This is a genomic window from Variovorax stachyos (genome assembly GCF_051400855.1).
Lineage (GTDB): Bacteria > Pseudomonadota > Gammaproteobacteria > Burkholderiales > Burkholderiaceae_C > Variovorax.
Window position 1 is genome coordinate 40,968 of the sequence record NZ_JBLFFN010000018.1, and the last position, 18,491, is coordinate 59,458.

Sequence of the window (18,491 nt, forward strand, 5' to 3'; positions counted from 1 at the left end):
GCCTCGTCGTGGAACTGATCGGGAGTGCGGGCCACTCACCGTCGGCACATGACAAGGAGCAAACGCCGATGAGCAACCTCTCACATTCAATCGTCCAGCCCGCGGTGCCGGACGAAGCCTTCGATCCGGCGCTGGAGTGGGCCCGGGCCCGGGAGCTGCACGAGGCCGGCAGGTTCGTCGAGGCGGAGCAAGGCTACGACCGCGTTCTCGCAACAGCGCCGGACCATGCCGAGGCCCTGCATTTCAAGGGCTTGGCGGCGCACCAGCGCGGCGACCATGTGCGGGCGATCACGCTGATCCGCGCGGCCATCGCACTGGACGGCCAGCAGTTCGGCTGGTACAGCAATCTCGGCAATGTGCTGCTGCTGGACGAGCAGGCGGACGCGGCGGGTGAGGCCTACGAGCAGGCGCTGCGGCTGGCGCCGGAGCGCGCCGACGTCCACAACAACCTCGGCGTGTTCCAGGACGAACGGGGGCGGTTCAAGGAAGCGGAGGCGACGCTGCGCCGTGCCCTCGCGCTCGCCCCGGACAGGGCCGAGATCCATGCCAACCTCGGGCGCGTGCTGCTGCGCCTGGCGCGCAACGACGAAGCACTGGCATGCCTGAACGACGCCTTGCGCCTGAACCCCGGGCTCACGCTGGCGCGCCCCTTGCTGGGCCTGATCTACCGCAGGCTCGGGCAGTTGGACGCGGCGGCGCAGGTGTATCGCGACTGGCTGGAACGGGACCCCGGCGACCCGACGGCGCTGCACCATCTCGCAGGCTGCTCGGGCGAGGCCGTGCCGGAACGTGCGGCCGACGCCTATGTGGAGCGCACTTTCAATGCCTTTGCCAACACTTTCGACAGCACGCTGGGGCGGCTGAACTACCGCGCGCCGGCGCAGGTCGCCGAGGCCGTGGCGCAGCACCTGGGCGAGCCGCGGGGCGCGCTGGACGTGCTGGATGCCGGCTGCGGCACCGGCCTGTGCGGCCCGCTGATCGCACCGTACGCGCGGCGCCTGGCCGGCGTCGACCTGTCGCAACGCATGCTCGACAAGGCGCGGCTGCGGCAGGTCTACGACACGCTGACGAAGGCCGAGCTCACCGCCTTCCTCGAGGACGCGGAGCCGGCCTCCTGCGACCTCATCGTCTCGGCCGACGTGCTGATCTATTTCGGCGAGCTGGGCCGCTGCTTCCAGGCCGCGGCGAAGGCCCTGCGGCCGGGGGGCTGGCTGGTCTTCACCGTCGAGGCCCTGGCCGGCGAGGAGGGCGCCGGCTTCCGGCTCCACGCCCACGGCCGCTACAGCCACCGCGAGGGCTACCTGCGCCAGGTGCTCGCAGCCGCCGGCCTGGCGGTCGAGAGCCTGGAGCGCGTGCTGCTGCGCGCGGAGGCTGGCGAGCCCGTGGACGGCTGGGTGGTGTCATGCAGGAAAGGGGCGCTGTCCCCGGCGCACTAGCAAGCAGAAGGAGAGCCATGGCCGAAGACACCCAGTTCACCATCAAGAGCGATTCGCCCGTTGCCGGCGAGCTGATGTTCTGGAGCGTGGCCGGCCACGAGGGCTTGTCGCGGCCCTCGGTCTACGAACTGACGGTGCTGTCGAAGAACCGGCAGCTCGATGCCAAGGACATCCTGGGCCGCGCCTTCGACGTGGTGATGGAATTCCTCGATGCCGACGGCGGCAAGCACGAGCGACACTGCCAGGGCCATGCGGTGCGCTTCATGCGCTGCGGACAGGTGGGGCGCTACTTCGAGTACCGCATCCAGCTGCGCTCCTGGTTCTGGCTGCTGAGCAAGCGCACGAACTCGCGCATCCTGCAGGACAAGCCGGTGCTGGAGGTGCTCGACGCGGTGTTCGAGGACAGCCCGATCAAGCGCTTCAAGAAGCTCAAGTCCGAGAACGTGATCGGCACGCACAACGCGCGCCGCTACTGCGTGCAGCACCAGGAAAGCGACTACGACTACCTGTCGCGCCTGCTGGAGGACGAGGGCATCTACTACTGGTTCGACGCCCACGAGGCGCCGGGCACCATGCACCTGGCCGACAGCAGCGACGTGGCACACGCCAAGCTGCCGGTCATGGACACGCTGCGCTTCGCGCAGGACGGCGCCAGCGAGGGCCGCTTCAACGAGATCAGCCGCTGGGTCGCGGCGCGCCGCTTCGAGACCGGCAAGCACGCGGCGCGCGACAGCGACTTCAAGGCGATCCGCAAGAAGCTGGGCGTGGACATCGACGCCTCCGACAACCACGAGCTGGCCGACCTCGAGGCCTTCGAGTTCCCGGGCGGCTACTTCAGCACCGACGACGCCGAGAACACGGCCAAGATCCGCGCCGACGAGCTCGGCGCGCGGCGCGACCGCCACTGGGCGCTGACCACCTGGCCTGACGTGGCGGCGGGGATGGCCTTCAAGTTCGAGGGCGACCCGGACGGCACGCGCAACGGCGAATACATCATCGCCGGCTGCACCTTCGTCGCCACCCATCCGGGCTACGAGGGCCTGGAGGGCTACAAGGGCGCTGCGCTGCCGGCCGAGCTGCTGCGCCAGGCGCTGGCCGACGACGCCGTCAACCTCGAGTCGCGCGAGCTGCTGCAGCAGCTGATCGAGGACACGCCGGTCTTGCGCGACGGCGTGCGCGGCGCCAGTGCCTTCCTGCTGACGGTGCTGCCGATGGAGATCCCCTTCAAGCCGCCGCGCCTGACGCCGCGGGTGCGCATGCCCGGGCCGCAGACCGCGATCGTGGTCGGTCCCGAGGGCGAGGAACTGCACGTGGACGACCACGGCCGCATCAAGGTGCACTTCCACTGGGACCGCTACGGCCAGCGCGACCAGAAGTCGACCTGCTGGGTGCGGGTGTCGCAGCCCTGGGCCGGCAAGGGCTGGGGCGGCTACTTCATCCCGCGCATCGGCCAGGAGGTGATCGTCGACTTCCTCAACGGCGATCCGGACCGCCCGATCGTCATCGGCCGGGTCTACAACGACGAGCAGCCGATCCCGTACAAGTCGCCCACGCAGAGCGGTTTCCGCAGCCGCTCGACGCCGGGCGGCAACGCCAACAACTACAACGAGATCCAGTTCGAGGACAAGAAGGGCGAGGAGGTGCTGTCGATCCACGCCGAGCGCAACATGGCGCGCAGCGTGGAGCTGGACGACTCGGCCACCGTCGGGCGCGACCAGAGCCTGGTGGTGCAGCGCGACCAGAGCAGCATCGTGCAGCGCGACCAGACGCTGGCGGTCACGCGCGACCGCAGCATCCACGTCAAGAACAACGAGTCGCACGTGGTGGACCTGGCACAGAAGCTCAAGGTCGGCACCAACCAGGACAACCACGTGGTCGGTAACCAGAGCACCCAGGTCGACGGCGTGCACACGCTGGTGGTCAAGGGCGCGATCAACACCGACACCAAGGCGACCCGCACCGAGAACACCACCGGCAACGAGTCCCGCACCATCGGCGGCAACCAGACGGTCAACATCACCGGCAACCTGTCGTACAAGGCCGCCAAGATGACCTTCGAGGCCGGCCACATCGAGCACAAGGTGACGGGCGCCAACTCGGTGGTCCACACCTCGCCGAACGGCCCGTACACGATCATGGCGAACAAGTTCTCGCTGCTGAGCAACACCGACGCCTCGATCCTGGCGGTCGGCAAGATCAACCAGACATCGATCGAGAACAACACGACGGTGCTGGGCACCAACACCAGCGGCTACATCGGCCACGCGAGCGAGACCAACATGGGCCTGGCGCGCAGCACCTTCCTCGGCCTGGCGGTGGACACCTTCATGGGCGCGCAGATCAGCACGACGCTGGCGGTGCAGATGGAGGCGGTGGCGGCGGCGAAGATCAGCGCCACCGTGGGCCCGCACCTGGAGCTGGTCACGATGAAGGTCTATTCGCCGGGCGGCGGTGGCGCGGGCGGCGGCGCCCCGCTGGCGGCGGCCGACGCGGCGGTGGCGGCCGAGGTGCTGGGCGTGCTGGCGGGCCTCAGCGTGTTCTCCGCCGGCATGGGTTTCGGCGAACTGTCGAGCCAGTACAGCGACGCACGCAAGGAGCTGCGCGATGCGGCGCAGGCCGCGGCCGATGCCGGGCATCCGGGCCTGGCGGCGCGCCTCAACCGTCTGTCGCAATCGGGCGGCGCCACCGGCAACGACGTGGGCGCGCTCACCAGCGGACCGGCGCCCACCAGCACGCAGGCCACCAGCGGCGACGGCATCGCGGCCGCGGATGCGCCCTTCCAGCTGCCGCCGGCACCGGGGTCCGGTGGTGGCTCCGGAGGCGGCTAGCCATGCATGTCATCAAGCCCCAGGTGCTCGGCCTGTCGGCACGGCCGATGGAGTACCGCAAGCGCTTCGGCCTGTGCGTCTCGGGCTATCTGCACGTGCCTTTCGCGCAGGCGGCGCGCGGCACGCTGTGGAACGAGCAGTCGATGTGGAACTTCCTCACCGCCGAGATGGCGGTGCCGCTGATCGACGAAGGCATCGCCAAGCTCACCCCCGAGTTCCTGGTGCATGGCCATGCCTGGCCCGCACCCGGCCGGCCGGAAGCGGTGGCGGTGCGCGCGCGCCTCGGCGCGCGCGACAAGACGCTGCTGGTGTTCGGCGAACGCTACTGGGACACTGGCGCGCCCAGCCGGCCGCGCCCCTTCGAGCGGATGCCGCTGGCCTGGACGCACGCCTACGGCGGTGCCGGCTTCGCGCCCAATCCGCAGGGCCGCGGCCGCAGCGCCGAAGGCGGCGTGCACTGGCTGCCGAACCTGGAACTGCCCGGGGCGCGGCTGCAACGGCCGGACCAGGCGGTGACGCCGGCCGGCTTCGGCCCGCTCGACGTCATGCATCCGCAGCGCGCCGCGTTGCGCGGCACCTTTGACGAGGCCTGGCTCCAGGCGCACGCGCCGGGCTTCCCGCCCGACGTCGACTGGCGCTACTTCAACCTCGCGCCCAGTGACCAATGGCTGGAGGCACCCTTGCGCGGCGACGAGCCTTACGCGCTCGACCACATGCATCCCGAGCGCCCCCACATCGAGGGCACGCTGCCCGCGTTGCGGGTGCGCGCCTTCGCCAACTACAGGATCAATGGCGACACGCGACTGCGCGAGATCCCGATGCGGCTGACGACGGTGTGGTTCTTCCCGCACGCCGAGCGCATGGTGCTGATCCACCAGGGCCTGGCCGAGACCGGCGAGGACGACGGCGCCGATGTGCGCCAGCTGCTCGGCGCGGTCGAGCGCCTCGACGAGCCGCGCCCGCCCGAGCACTACCTGGACGTGCTCGGCAAGCGGCTCGATGGCCGGCGCGCCGCGGTGCAGGCGCTCAACGATGCGGACCTGGTCCCGGCGGGCCTGGACACCGTCGATCCGAGCCAGGAGCAGGCGCAGGCAGTGATGAAGTCCGACGGCCTGCGCGAGGACGCGCAGTACCGGCGCGCGCAGATCGACGTCGAGATGGCGCGCGACCAGCTGCGAGCGCAGGGCAAGGACCCGGACGCCCTCGGCGTTCGCCTCGCGCCCCGCGAGAAGCTGCCGAGCGCGCCGGAGCTGCCGGCGTACCTCGAGAAGCTCGAGGCCGAGATGGAGCAGCAGCAGTGGGCCGCCGTCGAAGACGCGGTGACGCAGCTGGAGAACGCGCAGGCCTTCATGCGCGAGAAACAGCTGGACCCCGAGCGGCTGGTGCACCGCGGCCCGCCCAGCTACCGGGCGCGCGCGCAGCTGGCCGAGATCGAGAAGGGCTTCGCGCTGGGCGATCGCATCTTCGACCGGGCGACCATGGCACCGCAGCTCCTGCTGCAGGAAGTGGCGCACCACCTCGACTACCTGAAGAACGCCCACATGCAGCCGCCGGTGGCGCCGCTCGCGGGCGAGCGTGCGGCTGAAGCCCGGCGCGAGATCGAATGGCTGCTCGCGCGCGGCACGAAGCAGCTGCCGGCCGCCAACTTCACCGGCGCGGACTTTTCCAGGCTCGACCTCCGCGGCATCGACTTCACCGGCGCCTGGCTCGAAAGCGCCCGGTTTGCGGGCGCCAACCTGTCGGGCGCGATCTTTCGCGCCGCCGTGCTGGCCCATGCCGACCTGCGCGGCGCCATCGCGATCGAGACCGTCTTCCAGTCCGCCAACCTGGGCCACGCGCAATTGGGCGGCGCCGTCTTCGACCGCGCCGAGTTCTCGGGCGCCAACCTGCAGTACTGCGCCTTCGAGTCGACCCAGCTGCGCCAGGCCCGCCTGGCCGGCGCCGAGCTGATGGATACGCGCTGGGGCGCGGCCGACTGGAGCGGCGCGGTGGGCCCGGGCCTGCTCTTCTACAAGCTGGACATGAAGGGCGTGGTGCTGGCCGAGGCCGAGCTTGCCGGGTGCAACTTCATCGAGTGCGACTTGCAGGGGCTGGACTTCCGCGGTGCGAAGCTGGCGGGCAGCAACTTCCTCGGCTGCCGGCTCGAGCGCGCCGATTTCACGGGCGCGCACTTGAGGGGCGCGAGCTTCGTGCAGGCCACCGTCCTGGCGCAAGCCGATTTCTCCGGCGCCGACCTGCAGGGCGCCAACCTCGGCGAATGCAATCTCGCGGGCGCGCGGCTGGTGCGCGCCCGGCTCGACGGAGCCAACCTCGGCATGGCGCAACTGGCCGACTGCGATGCGCGGCTGGCGAGCGCCAAGGGCGCGCTGCTGCGCAAGGCGGTGCTGGTGCGGGCGCGGCTCGCGGGCGTGGACTTCAAGGACGCGATCCTGCAGCGCGCCGACCTGCGCGGCGCCGATCTGCGCAACGCCAACCTGTTCGGTGCCGACCTGTCGCGCATCCGGCTGGACGGCGACGCACGCCTCGAGGGCGCGCTGCTGCAGCGGGCCCGCACCTGGCCGCGGCTGGCGCCGCAGCAGCATGCGGAGGGCACGCCATGAAGGCGCAACTGCTGGCCTATGCCGCCGCGCTGGGCGAACCGATCGAAGGCCAGGACTTGCGCAAGGCCGCCTTCGCGAAGAGCTATGTGGGCGGCGGCATCTTCACGCGCACGCAGCTGGAGCAGGCCGATTTCCGCGGCGCCGATGCGCGCGAGACCCTGTTCGACCAGTGCGACCTGCGCGGCGCGCTCTTCAACGGCGCCAACCTGCGGCGCGCCGTCTTCAACCGGTGCGAGCTCGATCATGTGGATTTCCGCGAGGCCAACCTGCACGGCGCCACCTTCACCAACTGCCGGCTCCCGCATGGGCAGCTTGCCGGCGCGGCGCTCGACATGGCGACCTTCTCCGCCTGCCGGCTCGACCATGCGGGGCTGGCCGGCTGCTCGCTCGAATCGGCCGCCTTCCTCGGCAGCAGCCTGGTCGACGTCAACGCCGACGACAGCCGCTGGCTGCACACCTCGGTGATGGAATGCGACCTGGCACGCCTGAGCTGGGAGCGCGCCAGCCTGCGCCGCGTGATCTTCCACAAGACGGGGCTCGCACAGAAGCCCTTCGTGGGGTTGGCGCTGGACGGCTGCCAGTTCTCCTACCTCGACCTGAGCGGCGCGCGCTTCGCGCAGGTGACGATGCCGCAGTGCAACTTCCAGGGGGCAATGCTGGAGAACGCCGACTTCACCGGCGTGCAGGCCCCCGGCGCCGTGTTCTGCGAGGCCCGCGGAACGGGCGTGAGCTTCGCGGGTGCCCGGCTGCGCCAGGCGCTTTTTACCGCCAGCATCTTCCCGGCCGCGCGCTTCGACGGTGCCGATCTCTACCAATGCCATTTCGCGCGCGCGCAGTTGCCCGGTGCGGTGCTGCGCGGCGCCGAACTGACCTACGCGGACTTCAGCCATGCCGACCTGCGCGCGGCGGACGCGCGCGAGGCCACGCTCTTTCGCGCCGTGCTGCACCGCGCGGCCACCGAGCATGCGCAGCTGCCCGACCGCGTCCGCGCGCTGGAGACCGATCCTGCGCTGGCGCAGGCCGAGGACTGGCAGCCCGTGGCGGCCTGAGGCGGCACGGCAGACGGGCGATGACAAGGAACAAGGAAATGACAAGGAGCACGCGACCATGACCGATTCCTCATCCATCGCCGGGCAGCCGGCCCGGCGCGGCCTGCCGGGCGGCGCGACACCGGCGCAGTCCTGCGTGGGCCTGGTGACCGGTGTGACGGGCCGGTCCTTCGCCATCCGCAGCGGCGGGCTCGAAGCCCTCGGGCGGCGTGCCGCGAGCTGCCTGCTGGAGCCGGTGGCGGGCGACACGGTCGCCTGCCTGCTGGTGGCGCCGGACGAGCTCTGGGTGGTGGCCGTCCTGCAGCGCGAGGAGGGCACGGCGCACCTGCTGCGCAGCGAGGCGCCGCTCAAGGTCGAGGCACCGGCGCTCAGCTTCGAGACCACGTGCTTCGAACTGCGCGCCGCCCGCGCCGAGATGGTCGCGGACGATGCCGAGTTCAGCGGCAGCCGGCTGCGCGTGGTGGCGGGTGCGATCAAGCTGGTGGGCGCGGCGCTGAACAGCGTCTTCGACCGTGTCACGCATTTCAGCAAGCATCACCTGCGGACGACCCAGGGCATCGACCGGGTGCAGGCCACGCACCTGGAGATCGACGCCGACCAGCTGCTGCGGCTGTCGGGCGAGCATGCGCTGATCAACGGCGACAAGCTGGTCAAGACCCGCGGCGGGCAGATCCACTTCGGGTGACGCCATGTTCGCCAACTGCCAGATGATGGGCACCGACATGGGCTTTCCCGACGTGTGCCTCACGCCCGCGCCGCCCTCGCCCTCGCCGATCCCGATCCCCTATCCCAACATCGCGATGGGGCCGATGGCGGTGCCCAACTGCCCGAACATCCTGATCATGGGCATGCCGGTGCACAACCTCGCGACCACCATTCCCATGACCAACGGCGACAACCCGGGCGTGGCGACCGGTGTGGCCTCGGGCACGGTGATGGGGCCGAGCCGGCACCTCACAGGTGCCTTCACCGTGCTCTACATGGGCATGCCGGCGACGCGCCTCACCAGCATGTCGCTGCAGAACAGCACCAACTGCCCGGGCGCACGCATCGTGCCCAGCCAGGCGCTGGTGTTGATGCTGGCGCCGTGACGCCTCACTCGACGGAGCCACGATCGTGATTCGCATATCGGTTCTCACCCACCAGGGCGCGCATGCGGGCCGCACGCTGAGCGCGCAATTCGACGCACAGGGCGGCACCATCGGGCGCGCGCCGGCCAACACGCTGGTGCTCGACGATCCCGACCGCACCGTCTCGCGCGTGCATGCGCAGGTGCTGTGCCGCGAGGGGCAGTACTTCATCGTCGACCGCGGCAGCAATCCGATGCTGTGCAACGGACGGCCGCTGGGCGCGGGCAACGAGGCCGCGCTGTCGCAGGGCATGCGCCTGGTCATCGGCGGCTTCGAGCTGATGGTGGAGGCGGCACCCGCCGCGGTGTCCGCAGGCGCTGCAGCGGCCCCTGCCGCAATGCCGGCTGCCGGTGCGCGGCCTGCGGAGGACGATCCCTTTGCGGACTTGCTCGCCGGGCTCGGGCCGGCCGCACCGGCACCGGGTGCGGTGCCGGCCGTGCCGGGCCTTCCGCTCGGCGACCCGCTGGGCGCCGGGCGTCCGGTTGCTTCGGCCGAAGATCCTTTCGCCGATCTTCTGGCGCCGGAGGCGGCTCCAGGTGTCGCTGCAGCGCCGGCGCGCAGCCTGCTCGACGACGACTTCTCCGATCTGGGCCTGAGGTCGCCGGCGGCCAAGGGGACAGGCATCGACCAGTTGTTCGGTGGCGGCGCGGGCGCAGGTCTCGGCGACGATCCGCTTGCGCTGTCGCCGCTGGCGGACCCGCTGCGCCAGCCCAACACCGCCGGGGCGGCCGATCCGTTCGCGGCGCTGCAGAGCACGCCGTCCGCGGCCGCGGCGCCGCGCGGGGATCATCTTCCGATCGGGCAGTTCGGCTATGTGCCGCCGCGCGAAGTGCAGGCCGCCGCGCCTTCGTCCGAGCCGCGCTTCGACGACATGACGGGCGAGCCGGTCCGCGCGGCGCCGCAGCCCGCTCCGGCGTCCGCCTCGACCCCGACGACCGTTCCCTCGCCCGATGCACTGCTGGCCGCCCTGCTGCGCGGGCTCGGCAGCACGCACCAGACGCCCGAGATGCTGACACCGGGGCTGATGGAGCGCATCGGCGTGCTGCTGCGCTCGGCCACCGAAGGTACGCTGCAGCTGCTGTTGACGCGCCAGGAGTTCAAGCGCGAGCTGCGCGCCGAGGTGACGATGATCGCGGCGCAGGCCAACAACCCGCTCAAGTTTTCGCCCACCGCCGAAGTCGCGCTGGCGCATCTGCTGGGGCCCGGCGTGCGCGGCTTCATGCCGGCCGAGGCGGCGATGCGCGATGCCTTCGACGACCTGCGCGCGCACCAGTTCGGCGTGATGGTCGGCATGCGCGCCGCGCTGTCCCAGCTCATCGAGCGCTTCGAACCCGGCGAGCTCGAGAAGAAGATCGCCGCGAAGTCGGCACTCGACAGCCTGTTCGCCTCCAACCGGAAGGCCAAGCTGTGGGACCAGTTCATCGCGCTCTACGCGGGCATCGCGAGCGAGGCGGAGGACGATTTCCATGCCCTCTTCGGCAAGGCCTTCGTGCAGGCCTACGAGGAACAGATGGCGCGCCTGAAGTCGGGCGAAGGCCGGCAATAGCAAGAGCATCAGCAAGAGGGACGAGGACGAGGGAGGCCCCATGGAGATCGAGATCGTCACCCTGTCGAGGCAGGGCGGCCGCAGCTACAACGAGGACGTGTTCGGCCAGTGGAACGACGGCCGCTTCCTGGCCTGCCTGGTGGCCGACGGCGCGGGCGGCCACGGCGGCGGCGACGTGGCCGCGTCGATCGTGCGCAGCAGCGTGCTCAGCGGCTTCGCGGCGGCGCCGGGGCTGGATGCCGAGGGGCTGCGGCACCTGCTGGAGCAGGCCAACCGCGACGTGGTCGCGCGCCAGGCCGAAGGCGGCAAGCTGGCCGCCATGCGCTCCACGGTGGTGCTGGCCGCCATCGACCTGCACGAGAACGCGGTGGTCTGGGCGCACAGCGGCGACAGCCGCGCCTACCTGTTCCGCGGCGGGGTGCCGGTGGCGCGCACCATCGACCACAGCGTGGTCCAGCAGATGGTGGCGGGCGGGATGATCGACGAAGAAGCCGCGCGCCTGCATCCCAAGCGCAACATGCTGCTGTCGGCGCTGGGCTCGCTCGAGTCGCTGCCGGAGATCACGGTGTCCGAGCGCATGACGCTCGCAGTCGACGATGTGCTGCTGCTGTGCAGCGACGGCGTCTGGGAGCCGCTGGGCGACGCGTGTCTGTGCGAGACGCTGCAGGGTTCGCAGGACCCCAGCCGATGGGTGGAGCAGCTCGACGCCGAGATACGGGCACGCGCCAAACCCGGTCACGACAACTACACGGCGGTCGCGCTCTGGCTGCACCGGGACGGCGAGGACGACGAAGTCACGCGGCCGCTGGCCGAACCGCCGCGGCCGTAGCGCCGCGAGGCGGCCCGCCCGGCTCGTCGCTTGTACTTGCCGGGCTGGTATCGACCTTCAGGTGACCTTGTTGGCTTCGAGGTCCCAGGTCATCTCGGGCCCGGCGCTGAGCTTGCCCTTGTCGTCCTGGAGCTTGTATTCGATCTTGATCTTCTTGAAGGCGCAGGACACGCTCTCGACCATGTCGCCGCCGCTGGAGCCGCTGAACTGGGTGCTGGTGATGAAGGCACCGTTCATCGTGATGATCAGGTAGTCCTCCTGGCCGTCGCCGGACTTTCGGGCGGTGAGCTTGATCTCGTCGATGTGCGTGCCCTTGGCGCAGAAGCTGGCCAGTACGGGCGAGGCCTTGTCGTAGTTGTGCATGAAGGTGATGTCGGAGGGCGTGGCCTTGCCCTTGCCCGCGCCGCCGCCCACGCCGGCGCTGGATGCGTTCGACACGCCCCAGCTCCAGCTCAGCACCTCGATCTCGTTGGCGTGGCCTTCCTTCTTCGACTCGCCGTCGGCCTTCGTGATCTTGGCGAAATAGTCAGAACTCATCTCGATGCTCCTTCAGGAAGCCCGATTGCGGCGGGCGGGGGGTTGATCGGCAACTGCAAGGCAGGTTGCGCTTCGGCACGTGCTACTTGCCGCCCTTGACGGACGGCAGCTTGGACACCAGGCGCAACGACACCGTCAGCCCTTCGAGCTGGTAGTGCGGGCGCAGGAAGAACTTGGAGGTGTAGTAGCCGGGGTTGCCCTCGACCTCTTCCACCACCACCTCGGCCGCGGCCAGCGGCTTGCGCGCCTTGGTCTCCTCGGAAGAGTTGACCGGGTCGCCATCCACGTAGTTGGTGATCCACTTGTTGAGCCAGCGCTGCATCTCGTCGCGCTCCTTGAAGCTGCCGACCTTGTCGCGCACGATGCACTTGAGGTAGTGCGCGAAGCGATTGCAGGCGAACAGGTAGGGCAGGCGTGCGGCCAAGTTGGCGTTGGCGGTGGCGTCGGGGTCGTCGTACTCGGTCGGCTTGTTGAGCGACTGCGAGCCGATGAAGGCCGCGAAGTCGGAGTTCTTGCGGTGGATCAGCGAGAGCAGGCCGGCCTTGGACAGCTCGGCCTCGCGCCGGTCGCTGATGGCGATCTCGGTCGGGCACTTCTGGTCGACGCCGCCGTCGTCGCTCGGGAAGGTGTGCAGCGGCAGGTTCTCGACCGCGCCGCCCGATTCGATGCCGCGGATGCGCGAGCCCCAGCCGTAGAGCTTGTAGGAGCGGTTGATGTTGGTGGCCATGGCGTAGGCCGCGTTGGCCCAGGCGTACTTGCTGTGGTCGGCACCGGCGACGTCTTCCTCGAAGTCGAAGTCCTCCACCGGGTTGGTCTTGGCGCCGTAGGGCGTGCGGGCCAAAAAGCGCGGCATGCACAGGCCGATGTACTTGGAGTCGTCCGACTCGCGCAGGCTGCGCCAGCCGGCGTATTCGGGCGTGGAGAAGATCTTGGTCAGGTCGCGCGGGTTGGCGAGCTCCTGCCAGGACTCCATCTGCATCAGGTTGGGGCTGGCGCCGGTGATGAAGGGCGCGTGGGCCGAGGCTGCGATCTTGGCCATCTCGCCCAGGAGCTCGACATCGGGCGGGCTCTGGTCGAAGTGGTAGTCGCCCACGATCGCCCCGAAGGGCTCGCCGCCGAACTGGCCGTACTCCTGCTCGTAGATCTTCTTGAAGAGCGGGCTCTGGTCCCAGGCCGCGCCCTTGAATTTCTTGAGGGTCTTGTGCAGCTCCTTCTTGGAGACGTCCATCACGCGGATCTTGAGGTTCTCGTCGGTCTCGGTGTTGTTCACCATGTAGTGCAGGCCGCGCCAGGCGCTTTCGAGCTTCTGGAAGTCCTCGTGGTGCAGGATCTTGTTGACCTGCTCGGTGAGCTTCTGGTCGATCGCGGCGATCATGGCCTGGATCGACTTCGTCACGTCCTTGCCGATGACCTGCGTGTTCGCCAGCGCCTGCTGCGCCAGCGTGAGCACGGCCGCCTCGACCGCACTCTTCGCCTCGTCGCTGCGCGGCTTGAATTCCTTTTGCAGGAGCGACGCGAAGTCGCTGCCGGCGTAGGCGACGTCTTTCAGTGCGCTCCCCTGTTCGAGTGCTTCGGCCATGTTGCTTTCTCCTGGTGATTCGGTTCGTCGGATGTCAGGCGGCAGAGGCGGCGGACGGGGCGGACGGGGCGCCCTCTTCGGGCTTCTTGCTGCCGGCGAGCGTCTGCAGCAGGGCCGGGTCCTCCAGCACCTTGGCCAGCAGGTCTTCTGCGCCGCCCTTGCCGTCCATGTAGGTGACCAGGTTCGACAGCTGGGTGCGGGCCTCGAGCAGCTTGTTGAGCGCGTCGACCTTGCGAGCGACCGCCGCGGGCGAGAAGTCGTCCATGTTCTCGAAGCTGATGTCGACCTTGAGCTCGCCTTCGCCGGTGAGCGTGTTCGGCACCGAGAAGGCGGCGCGCGGCTTCATGGCCTTCATGCGGGCGTCGAAGTTGTCGACGTCGAACTCGAGGAACTTGCGGTCGGTGACCGGCGCGAGCGGGTCCGCCGGCTTGCCCGAGAGATCGGCCAGCACGCCCATCACGAAGGGCAGCTGGATCTTCTTCTCCGCGCCGTAGAGCTCCACGTCGTACTCGATCTGGACGCGCGGCGCCCGGTTGCGGGCGATGAACTTCTGGCTGCTCTTGGTGGACATGGAAGAACTCCTTGCGGGATGGATGGGAAGGCGAGCGCGGCGGCAGGGGCCTTACTCGGTGGTCTGCTTGCCGGTCACGGCTTCGATGGTGTCGAGCGCATTCGGCGCGAGGTCGGCCATGATCTCGAGGAAGCTCACGCCGATCAGCTTCTTGGCGCGCGCGATCAGGAGCGGCGCCGGGTTGCCGGGCTCGGCCTGCTCGAGATAGCGGATCACGCGATCCAGGGTCTGGAGCACGTCCTCGCGGGTGCGGAGTTCGCCGGAGACCGCGGCACGCTGCGCCGGTGCATGGCCGGTGGCGCCGGCGGAGTGTTCGCCGGCATCGGCCGCGGCCTCGGCGGACAGTGCCGCGCCGGCGACCGCTGCGCAGGCCTTGTGCAGCACCTGACCGATCGCGCGCAGTCGAGAAAGATCGATGGCATCGGCGCGGCCGGTGCGCTCGGTGATCAGCGCCTGCAGGCGGGCGACCTGCGCCGGCGTGGCCATCAGTGCATGCAGCACGTCGGGCGTCTCGGCGTGGATGGCTTCGAGCCCGCCCTGGATCTGCGCCTGCGAGTAGGCCGCGTCGCCACCCACGGCGGCCAGCGCGTTGTGCGCGATCGCGATGTCGCGCACGCGGATCGGGCCCACGCCGCGCGCGATGCCGACCTGCGCGTCGTACAGGTCGCGCAGCACCATGCCTTCGTCGGCCAGCGGCGCGAGCGCGTTGAGGCGCATGGTGGGATCGTGGTCGTCGTCGGCATCCAGCTTTGGATGTATGCCGTCCCAATGGCGCTCGAGCAAGCCGCTCAGCAACTGCAGGCCCAGGCCGAAGCCGGATGCACCCTGCAGCCGTGTGCCGGCTCGCAGCAGCAGCACGGCAGGCCGCACGTCCTTGGTTCGCGCGAGCAGCGCCTGTGCCTGGTCGGCGACCGCGCGCCAGTCGGGCTCAACCGCTGGGATCACCGTGTCGCCGAACTGCTGCTCGGCCTTGCCCTGGGCGGCAGCATCGAGCGCGGTAAAGGCGGGGTCGTATTCCAGATCGTCGCCGCATGGCGATGCCTCGCTGACGGGAGCCTGCAGTGCATCGACGAGTTCGGGTGTCAGCATGTTGCCTGTTGGAATGGACAGAGCCCGTCGCATGAGGATTTCCTTCTCCCCGGCCCTCCGGCTGATTCATGTGTCGACAGACGCTGGTGATAATCAAAGATGCCCCGGGGCGGGTCAATGCAACGAAGGGAATAGCATGAGTGAGCTGGGTACACGCCGTTCGTCCTATGGACGCCTGCGCAACGCGGATTGCCGTCGCATGCTCTCGGGCTGGGGCCTGGGCCTGCTGGCCGCGGGCCTGTTGCTGTCCGGATGCGCCAAGCCGCCGCCCCCACCGGTCACCACGCGCGTGGCGATGACGCTGGTGGCCGGTGCCGATGCCAATCCCGATGCGCGCGGCCGGGCCTCGCCGCTCACGGTGCGCGTCTATGCGCTCAAGACCAGCGGTGCCTTCGAGTCGGCCGACTTCTTCTCGCTGTTCGAGAAGGACCAGGCGACGTTGGGCGCGGAGATGGCGCAGCGCGAAGAGCTGCTGCTGCGTCCGGGCGACAGCAGGAAGCTGGAGATGACGCTGGCTGCCGACATCAAGGCGATCGGCGTGATGGCCGCCTACCGCGACCTGGATCGCGCGCGCTGGCGCGAGGTGCGCGTGGTCGAGCCGGGCAAGCCGCTGGTGCTGACCACCACCTTCGGTGCGCGCCAGATAAGCATTCGGAACAACTAGCTCGCCCCCAGGTTGGCTCACTTCGTGTAGCCGCCCACCCCCTCACCGGGGGCAACACCAGCGGCCCGGCAAAGCCGGTTCCGCGGTGTTCCACGAAGGGGCCTGGCTTCGCCGGCCGCGAGGCAATCGGCTATCTCGCTAGCGGTTGGTCGGCGGGGAGGAAGCGCTGGAACAGGTCGGAGATGAAGGCGGACTGGTCGCTGTCGTCCGGCGCCGCGACGAGGTAGAGGCCGCGCCAGCGTGCGCCCGCATGGCCACTGCGCGGCGCTTCGAAGAGCCGCTGCGCGAAGGTGCGCAGGCCGGGCTGCAGCGCGCGTACCTGTTCGACGAAGGCATGGATCGCATGGCGTGGGGCCGGCTCCGGCTGGCTGCGCAGCAGGCCCATGCGCAAGGCATGCAGGCGCAGCACGAGCGGTTCGAACAACGCATCGAGTCGCGCCACGGCCGCGGCGGTGTCGGGCAGGCGATGGCCCAGGGCCTGGTTGCGCACCGCGGAGGGCAGGGCCTCGCGCAGTGCCTCGTAACCCGCCAGCCGCTCCAGCCCGGTCACCAGCAGATAGACGGGCAACTGCAGGCGCAGCAGCTCGGCCGCCTCGTCGATGCGCTGGCGCAGGCGCGACGCATCCGCGGCCACATGCTGCGCGTCGCCGAGCAGGCGGGCCGCGTTGACGCAGACCACGATGCCGTTGAGCGGCAGGCGCTCGCGCTGGTCGGCGAGCGCCAGCAGGGCGCGGTACCAGAGGCCGCGCTCGTGCGGCGTGGCCGGCTCATGCACCGCGGCGGCACGGGTCTCGATGGCGATGAGGGTCGGCAGGAAGTGCCAGCGCCAGAAGTCCCCGCTCTCGTCCTCGCCCTGCCGCGCAGGCACCGCGGCCTCGGGGCGAGCCGACGCCAGCAGCGCCGGGAGGCCGGCGTCCTCGTCTCCGATGAACAGCAGCCAGGGCAGGTCGTAGAGCGGCTGATGCAGCGCGCGCAGCGCGGGCGAGCACAGCAACCGCTCGCGCGCACGCGCGGCAGTGGCGCGGGGCTCGGCGAAGGGCTCGGCCAGTTGCGTATCCGAAGGCGTGGCCAGTGCCTCGATACGGCGGCGCAGCAGCCGCCGCCGCGCGAAGTAGCGCGAGCCCAGCATGAACCACCACAGCGCGAGCAGCCCGGCCATGCACAGCGCCAGCAGGGCGCCGTAGTGAGTGGGCAGCGGGTACAGCATGTTCATGCGAGGGCCGGGTGCCGCGATCTCAGCGCGAAACGGTTTCGAGGAACACGAAGTCGGCGACCGGCCGGCCCGCGGCCTCGCTGGAAGCCAGCGCTTCGCGCAGGCGCTGCAGGTAAGCCGAGGCCAGCTCGAAAGGCGGCGTGCCTGCCGGATCGGCCAGCGGCGTGGTCGACGACAAGGCGGTGATCAGCACCGTCCCGAAGGGAGGGCTCACCAGCCAGCTCGAGGGAATGTCGCGGCCCAGCTCGAGGACTTCGCCGGCGCGCAGGGGCTGCGGGCCGCGATTGGCGTGCAGGTGCATGACGGCGCCGTCGGCCGTGAAGTAGTCGACCCGCAGGTAGCCCTCGTGGTCCGCGTTGGTGACGCGCACCACCACCGTGTCGCCCTCGCGCACGCGCCCCTCCTGCGCGGTGAGCGCGGCGACCTTCAGCCGATGCCGCTTCTCCTTGTTGCGTGCCTGGTAGGGCTTGAGGATGGCCACCACCTCGCAATGGGGCCAGACGCGCAGCCGGAGCGCGAAGCTCGCAGCTCCCATCCCGGGCATGGCGCGCACCTCGCGCTCCACGCGCGCCATGTCCTCCGCCGTGGGGACGAAGCCGCTCACCCGCGCCGTGCCGTCGCCGCCGGTTGCCACCGCGAGGTCGGCGCAGGCAAAGGCCTGCAGCCGTTGCTCGACGCGCTGGGCCAGCGTGGGCGCCGGCTCGCGTGCGCCGCCCAGCATGGCCCACAGCAGGTAGGCCAGCGGAACGAGCAGCGCCAACGCACCCGCGGCGCGCAGCAGCGCGCGCTCGCGCCGCTCCGGCACGCGCGGGCCAGGCGGATCGGGCACGCCGTAGGGTTGCGGCGTGATGCGGTCCTCGGCCAGCGCGTCGAGCGCCAGCGGGCGCACGGGCAACTGCCGCCCGTGCAGCTCCTTGAGCTTGCCGAGCTCGCCGCCGTCGTCGCTCTCGAAGTAGTACTGGCCCTTGAAGCCGTGCACCAGCGCATGCCAGTAGATCTCGCGCACTTCGCCATCATCCGGCTGCAGTGCGGACAAGTGATGGAAGAACTCGCTGTGCGCGTTGTTGGAGTTGAAGAGCCGCACCTGCAGCGACGTCGCGCCGGCGGTCCATGTCGGATGGCGCGCGATCACCTCGTCGAGCCAGGCGACCACCGCGAAAGAGGCTGATTCGACGTGCGCCTGCGGGCTGCCCCGCTCGCGGGCCGCGGCACGGGCCTCGTCGAGCAGCTGGAGCGCGCGCCGTTGCGCGGCTTCGGGTGAGAGCGCGGCACGGCCGGCCACGATGGCCGCGTCGAGCTCGAGGCCGAACGAGAAGAGCGTGCTGAAGCAGTCGAACAGCCGAGCCATGAAGCGCTCGCGCTATTCTTCCGTGGCGACGGGAGGCTTGGGTTTGCGCCTGTCTCGATGGCACATGCCTAT

Annotated in this window: 15 protein-coding genes; 9 read left to right on the top strand and 6 right to left on the bottom strand. The window is 70.1% G+C overall.

Annotated elements, in window-relative coordinates; genetic code table 11:
* The first annotated feature begins 68 nt into the window (after window positions 1-68).
* From ACMGEZ_RS24155 to ACMGEZ_RS24190, 8 genes are read left to right on the top strand one after another with little or no spacing between them, the layout of a single operon-like run.
* The gene (locus ACMGEZ_RS24155) at window positions 69-1,436 is read left to right on the top strand and encodes a tetratricopeptide repeat protein (RefSeq protein WP_436824821.1); all 1,368 of its coding nucleotides are present in this window, start codon (window positions 69-71) and stop codon (window positions 1,434-1,436) included.
* A 17-nt stretch (window positions 1,437-1,453) separates the two neighbouring features.
* Complete coding sequence (locus tag ACMGEZ_RS24160; RefSeq protein WP_436824822.1) at window positions 1,454-4,264, top strand: type VI secretion system Vgr family protein; 2,811 nt, start codon at window positions 1,454-1,456, stop codon at window positions 4,262-4,264.
* Between the two features lie 2 nt (window positions 4,265-4,266).
* A complete protein-coding gene (locus tag ACMGEZ_RS24165) occupies window positions 4,267-6,864 on the top strand; it encodes a DUF2169 family type VI secretion system accessory protein (RefSeq protein ID WP_436824823.1) in 2,598 nt (865 codons plus the stop codon).
* Window positions 6,861-7,913, top strand: coding sequence for a pentapeptide repeat-containing protein (locus tag ACMGEZ_RS24170; protein WP_436824824.1), 1,053 nt, complete (start codon window positions 6,861-6,863; stop codon window positions 7,911-7,913). The genes ACMGEZ_RS24165 and ACMGEZ_RS24170 overlap by 4 nt, the downstream gene beginning before the upstream one ends.
* Before the next feature lie 58 nt (window positions 7,914-7,971).
* Window positions 7,972-8,598, top strand: coding sequence for a DUF3540 domain-containing protein (locus ACMGEZ_RS24175; protein WP_436824825.1), 627 nt, complete (start codon window positions 7,972-7,974; stop codon window positions 8,596-8,598).
* A 4-nt stretch (window positions 8,599-8,602) separates the two neighbouring features.
* On the top strand, window positions 8,603-9,004 hold the full coding sequence (locus ACMGEZ_RS24180; protein WP_436824826.1) for a DUF4150 domain-containing protein: 402 nt from the start codon (window positions 8,603-8,605) through the stop codon (window positions 9,002-9,004).
* Window positions 9,005-9,029: 25 nt separating this feature from the next.
* Window positions 9,030-10,589: a type VI secretion system-associated FHA domain protein TagH gene (gene tagH, locus ACMGEZ_RS24185; protein WP_436824827.1), complete on the top strand. Its 1,560-nt coding sequence runs from the start codon at window positions 9,030-9,032 to the stop codon at window positions 10,587-10,589.
* 40 nt (window positions 10,590-10,629) lie between these two features.
* Window positions 10,630-11,418 carry a PP2C family protein-serine/threonine phosphatase gene (locus ACMGEZ_RS24190; protein ID WP_436824828.1) on the top strand — a complete coding sequence of 263 codons (789 nt, stop codon included), beginning with the start codon at window positions 10,630-10,632 and terminating at the stop codon, window positions 11,416-11,418.
* Between the two features lie 57 nt (window positions 11,419-11,475).
* On the opposite strand, the gene ACMGEZ_RS24195 is transcribed toward ACMGEZ_RS24190, so the two are convergent.
* The 4 genes from ACMGEZ_RS24195 to tssA form a co-directional block, all read right to left on the bottom strand.
* Window positions 11,476-11,955 (bottom strand): Hcp family type VI secretion system effector, encoded by a 480-nt coding sequence (locus ACMGEZ_RS24195; RefSeq protein ID WP_436824829.1) that lies wholly within the window; start codon window positions 11,953-11,955, stop codon window positions 11,476-11,478.
* Between the two features lie 82 nt (window positions 11,956-12,037).
* Window positions 12,038-13,534, bottom strand: coding sequence for a type VI secretion system contractile sheath large subunit (tssC, locus tag ACMGEZ_RS24200; protein ID WP_436824830.1), 1,497 nt, complete (start codon window positions 13,532-13,534; stop codon window positions 12,038-12,040).
* A 34-nt stretch (window positions 13,535-13,568) separates the two neighbouring features.
* A complete protein-coding gene (gene tssB / locus ACMGEZ_RS24205; protein ID WP_436824831.1) occupies window positions 13,569-14,105 on the bottom strand; it encodes a type VI secretion system contractile sheath small subunit in 537 nt (178 codons plus the stop codon).
* Between the two features lie 51 nt (window positions 14,106-14,156).
* Window positions 14,157-15,227 (bottom strand): type VI secretion system protein TssA, encoded by a 1,071-nt coding sequence (gene tssA, locus ACMGEZ_RS24210; RefSeq protein ID WP_436824832.1) that lies wholly within the window; start codon window positions 15,225-15,227, stop codon window positions 14,157-14,159.
* Between the two features lie 103 nt (window positions 15,228-15,330).
* On the opposite strand from tssA, the gene tssJ reads away from it, so the two are divergent.
* Window positions 15,331-15,858 (top strand): type VI secretion system lipoprotein TssJ, encoded by a 528-nt coding sequence (gene tssJ, locus ACMGEZ_RS24215; RefSeq protein ID WP_436824833.1) that lies wholly within the window; start codon window positions 15,331-15,333, stop codon window positions 15,856-15,858.
* Between the two features lie 130 nt (window positions 15,859-15,988).
* Here tssJ and ACMGEZ_RS24220 read toward each other — a convergent pair whose 3' ends face one another.
* Window positions 15,989-17,071, bottom strand: coding sequence for a type VI secretion system protein (locus tag ACMGEZ_RS24220; protein WP_436824834.1), 1,083 nt, complete (start codon window positions 17,069-17,071; stop codon window positions 15,989-15,991).
* 22 nt (window positions 17,072-17,093) lie between these two features.
* Window positions 17,094-18,419 (bottom strand): DotU family type IV/VI secretion system protein, encoded by a 1,326-nt coding sequence (locus ACMGEZ_RS24225; protein ID WP_436824835.1) that lies wholly within the window; start codon window positions 18,417-18,419, stop codon window positions 17,094-17,096.
* Window positions 18,420-18,491 lie beyond the last annotated feature (72 nt).

Excerpts from the sequence above, each read along its gene's own strand:
- ACMGEZ_RS24155 (WP_436824821.1), top strand. The coding sequence starts at position 69 with ATGAGCAACCTCTCACATTCAATCGTCCAGCCCGCGGTGCCGGACGAA.
- ACMGEZ_RS24160 (WP_436824822.1), top strand. The coding sequence starts at position 1,454 with ATGGCCGAAGACACCCAGTTCACCATCAAGAGCGATTCGCCCGTTGCC.
- ACMGEZ_RS24165 (WP_436824823.1), top strand. The coding sequence starts at position 4,267 with ATGCATGTCATCAAGCCCCAGGTGCTCGGCCTGTCGGCACGGCCGATG.
- ACMGEZ_RS24170 (WP_436824824.1), top strand. The coding sequence starts at position 6,861 with ATGAAGGCGCAACTGCTGGCCTATGCCGCCGCGCTGGGCGAACCGATC.
- ACMGEZ_RS24175 (WP_436824825.1), top strand. The coding sequence starts at position 7,972 with ATGACCGATTCCTCATCCATCGCCGGGCAGCCGGCCCGGCGCGGCCTG.
- ACMGEZ_RS24180 (WP_436824826.1), top strand. The coding sequence starts at position 8,603 with ATGTTCGCCAACTGCCAGATGATGGGCACCGACATGGGCTTTCCCGAC.
- ACMGEZ_RS24190 (WP_436824828.1), top strand. The coding sequence starts at position 10,630 with ATGGAGATCGAGATCGTCACCCTGTCGAGGCAGGGCGGCCGCAGCTAC.
- ACMGEZ_RS24195 (WP_436824829.1), bottom strand. The coding sequence starts at position 11,955 with ATGAGTTCTGACTATTTCGCCAAGATCACGAAGGCCGACGGCGAGTCG.
- tssC (WP_436824830.1), bottom strand. The coding sequence starts at position 13,534 with ATGGCCGAAGCACTCGAACAGGGGAGCGCACTGAAAGACGTCGCCTAC.
- tssB (WP_436824831.1), bottom strand. The coding sequence starts at position 14,105 with ATGTCCACCAAGAGCAGCCAGAAGTTCATCGCCCGCAACCGGGCGCCG.
- tssA (WP_436824832.1), bottom strand. The coding sequence starts at position 15,227 with ATGCGACGGGCTCTGTCCATTCCAACAGGCAACATGCTGACACCCGAA.
- tssJ (WP_436824833.1), top strand. The coding sequence starts at position 15,331 with ATGAGTGAGCTGGGTACACGCCGTTCGTCCTATGGACGCCTGCGCAAC.
- ACMGEZ_RS24220 (WP_436824834.1), bottom strand. The coding sequence starts at position 17,071 with ATGAACATGCTGTACCCGCTGCCCACTCACTACGGCGCCCTGCTGGCG.
- ACMGEZ_RS24225 (WP_436824835.1), bottom strand. The coding sequence starts at position 18,419 with ATGGCTCGGCTGTTCGACTGCTTCAGCACGCTCTTCTCGTTCGGCCTC.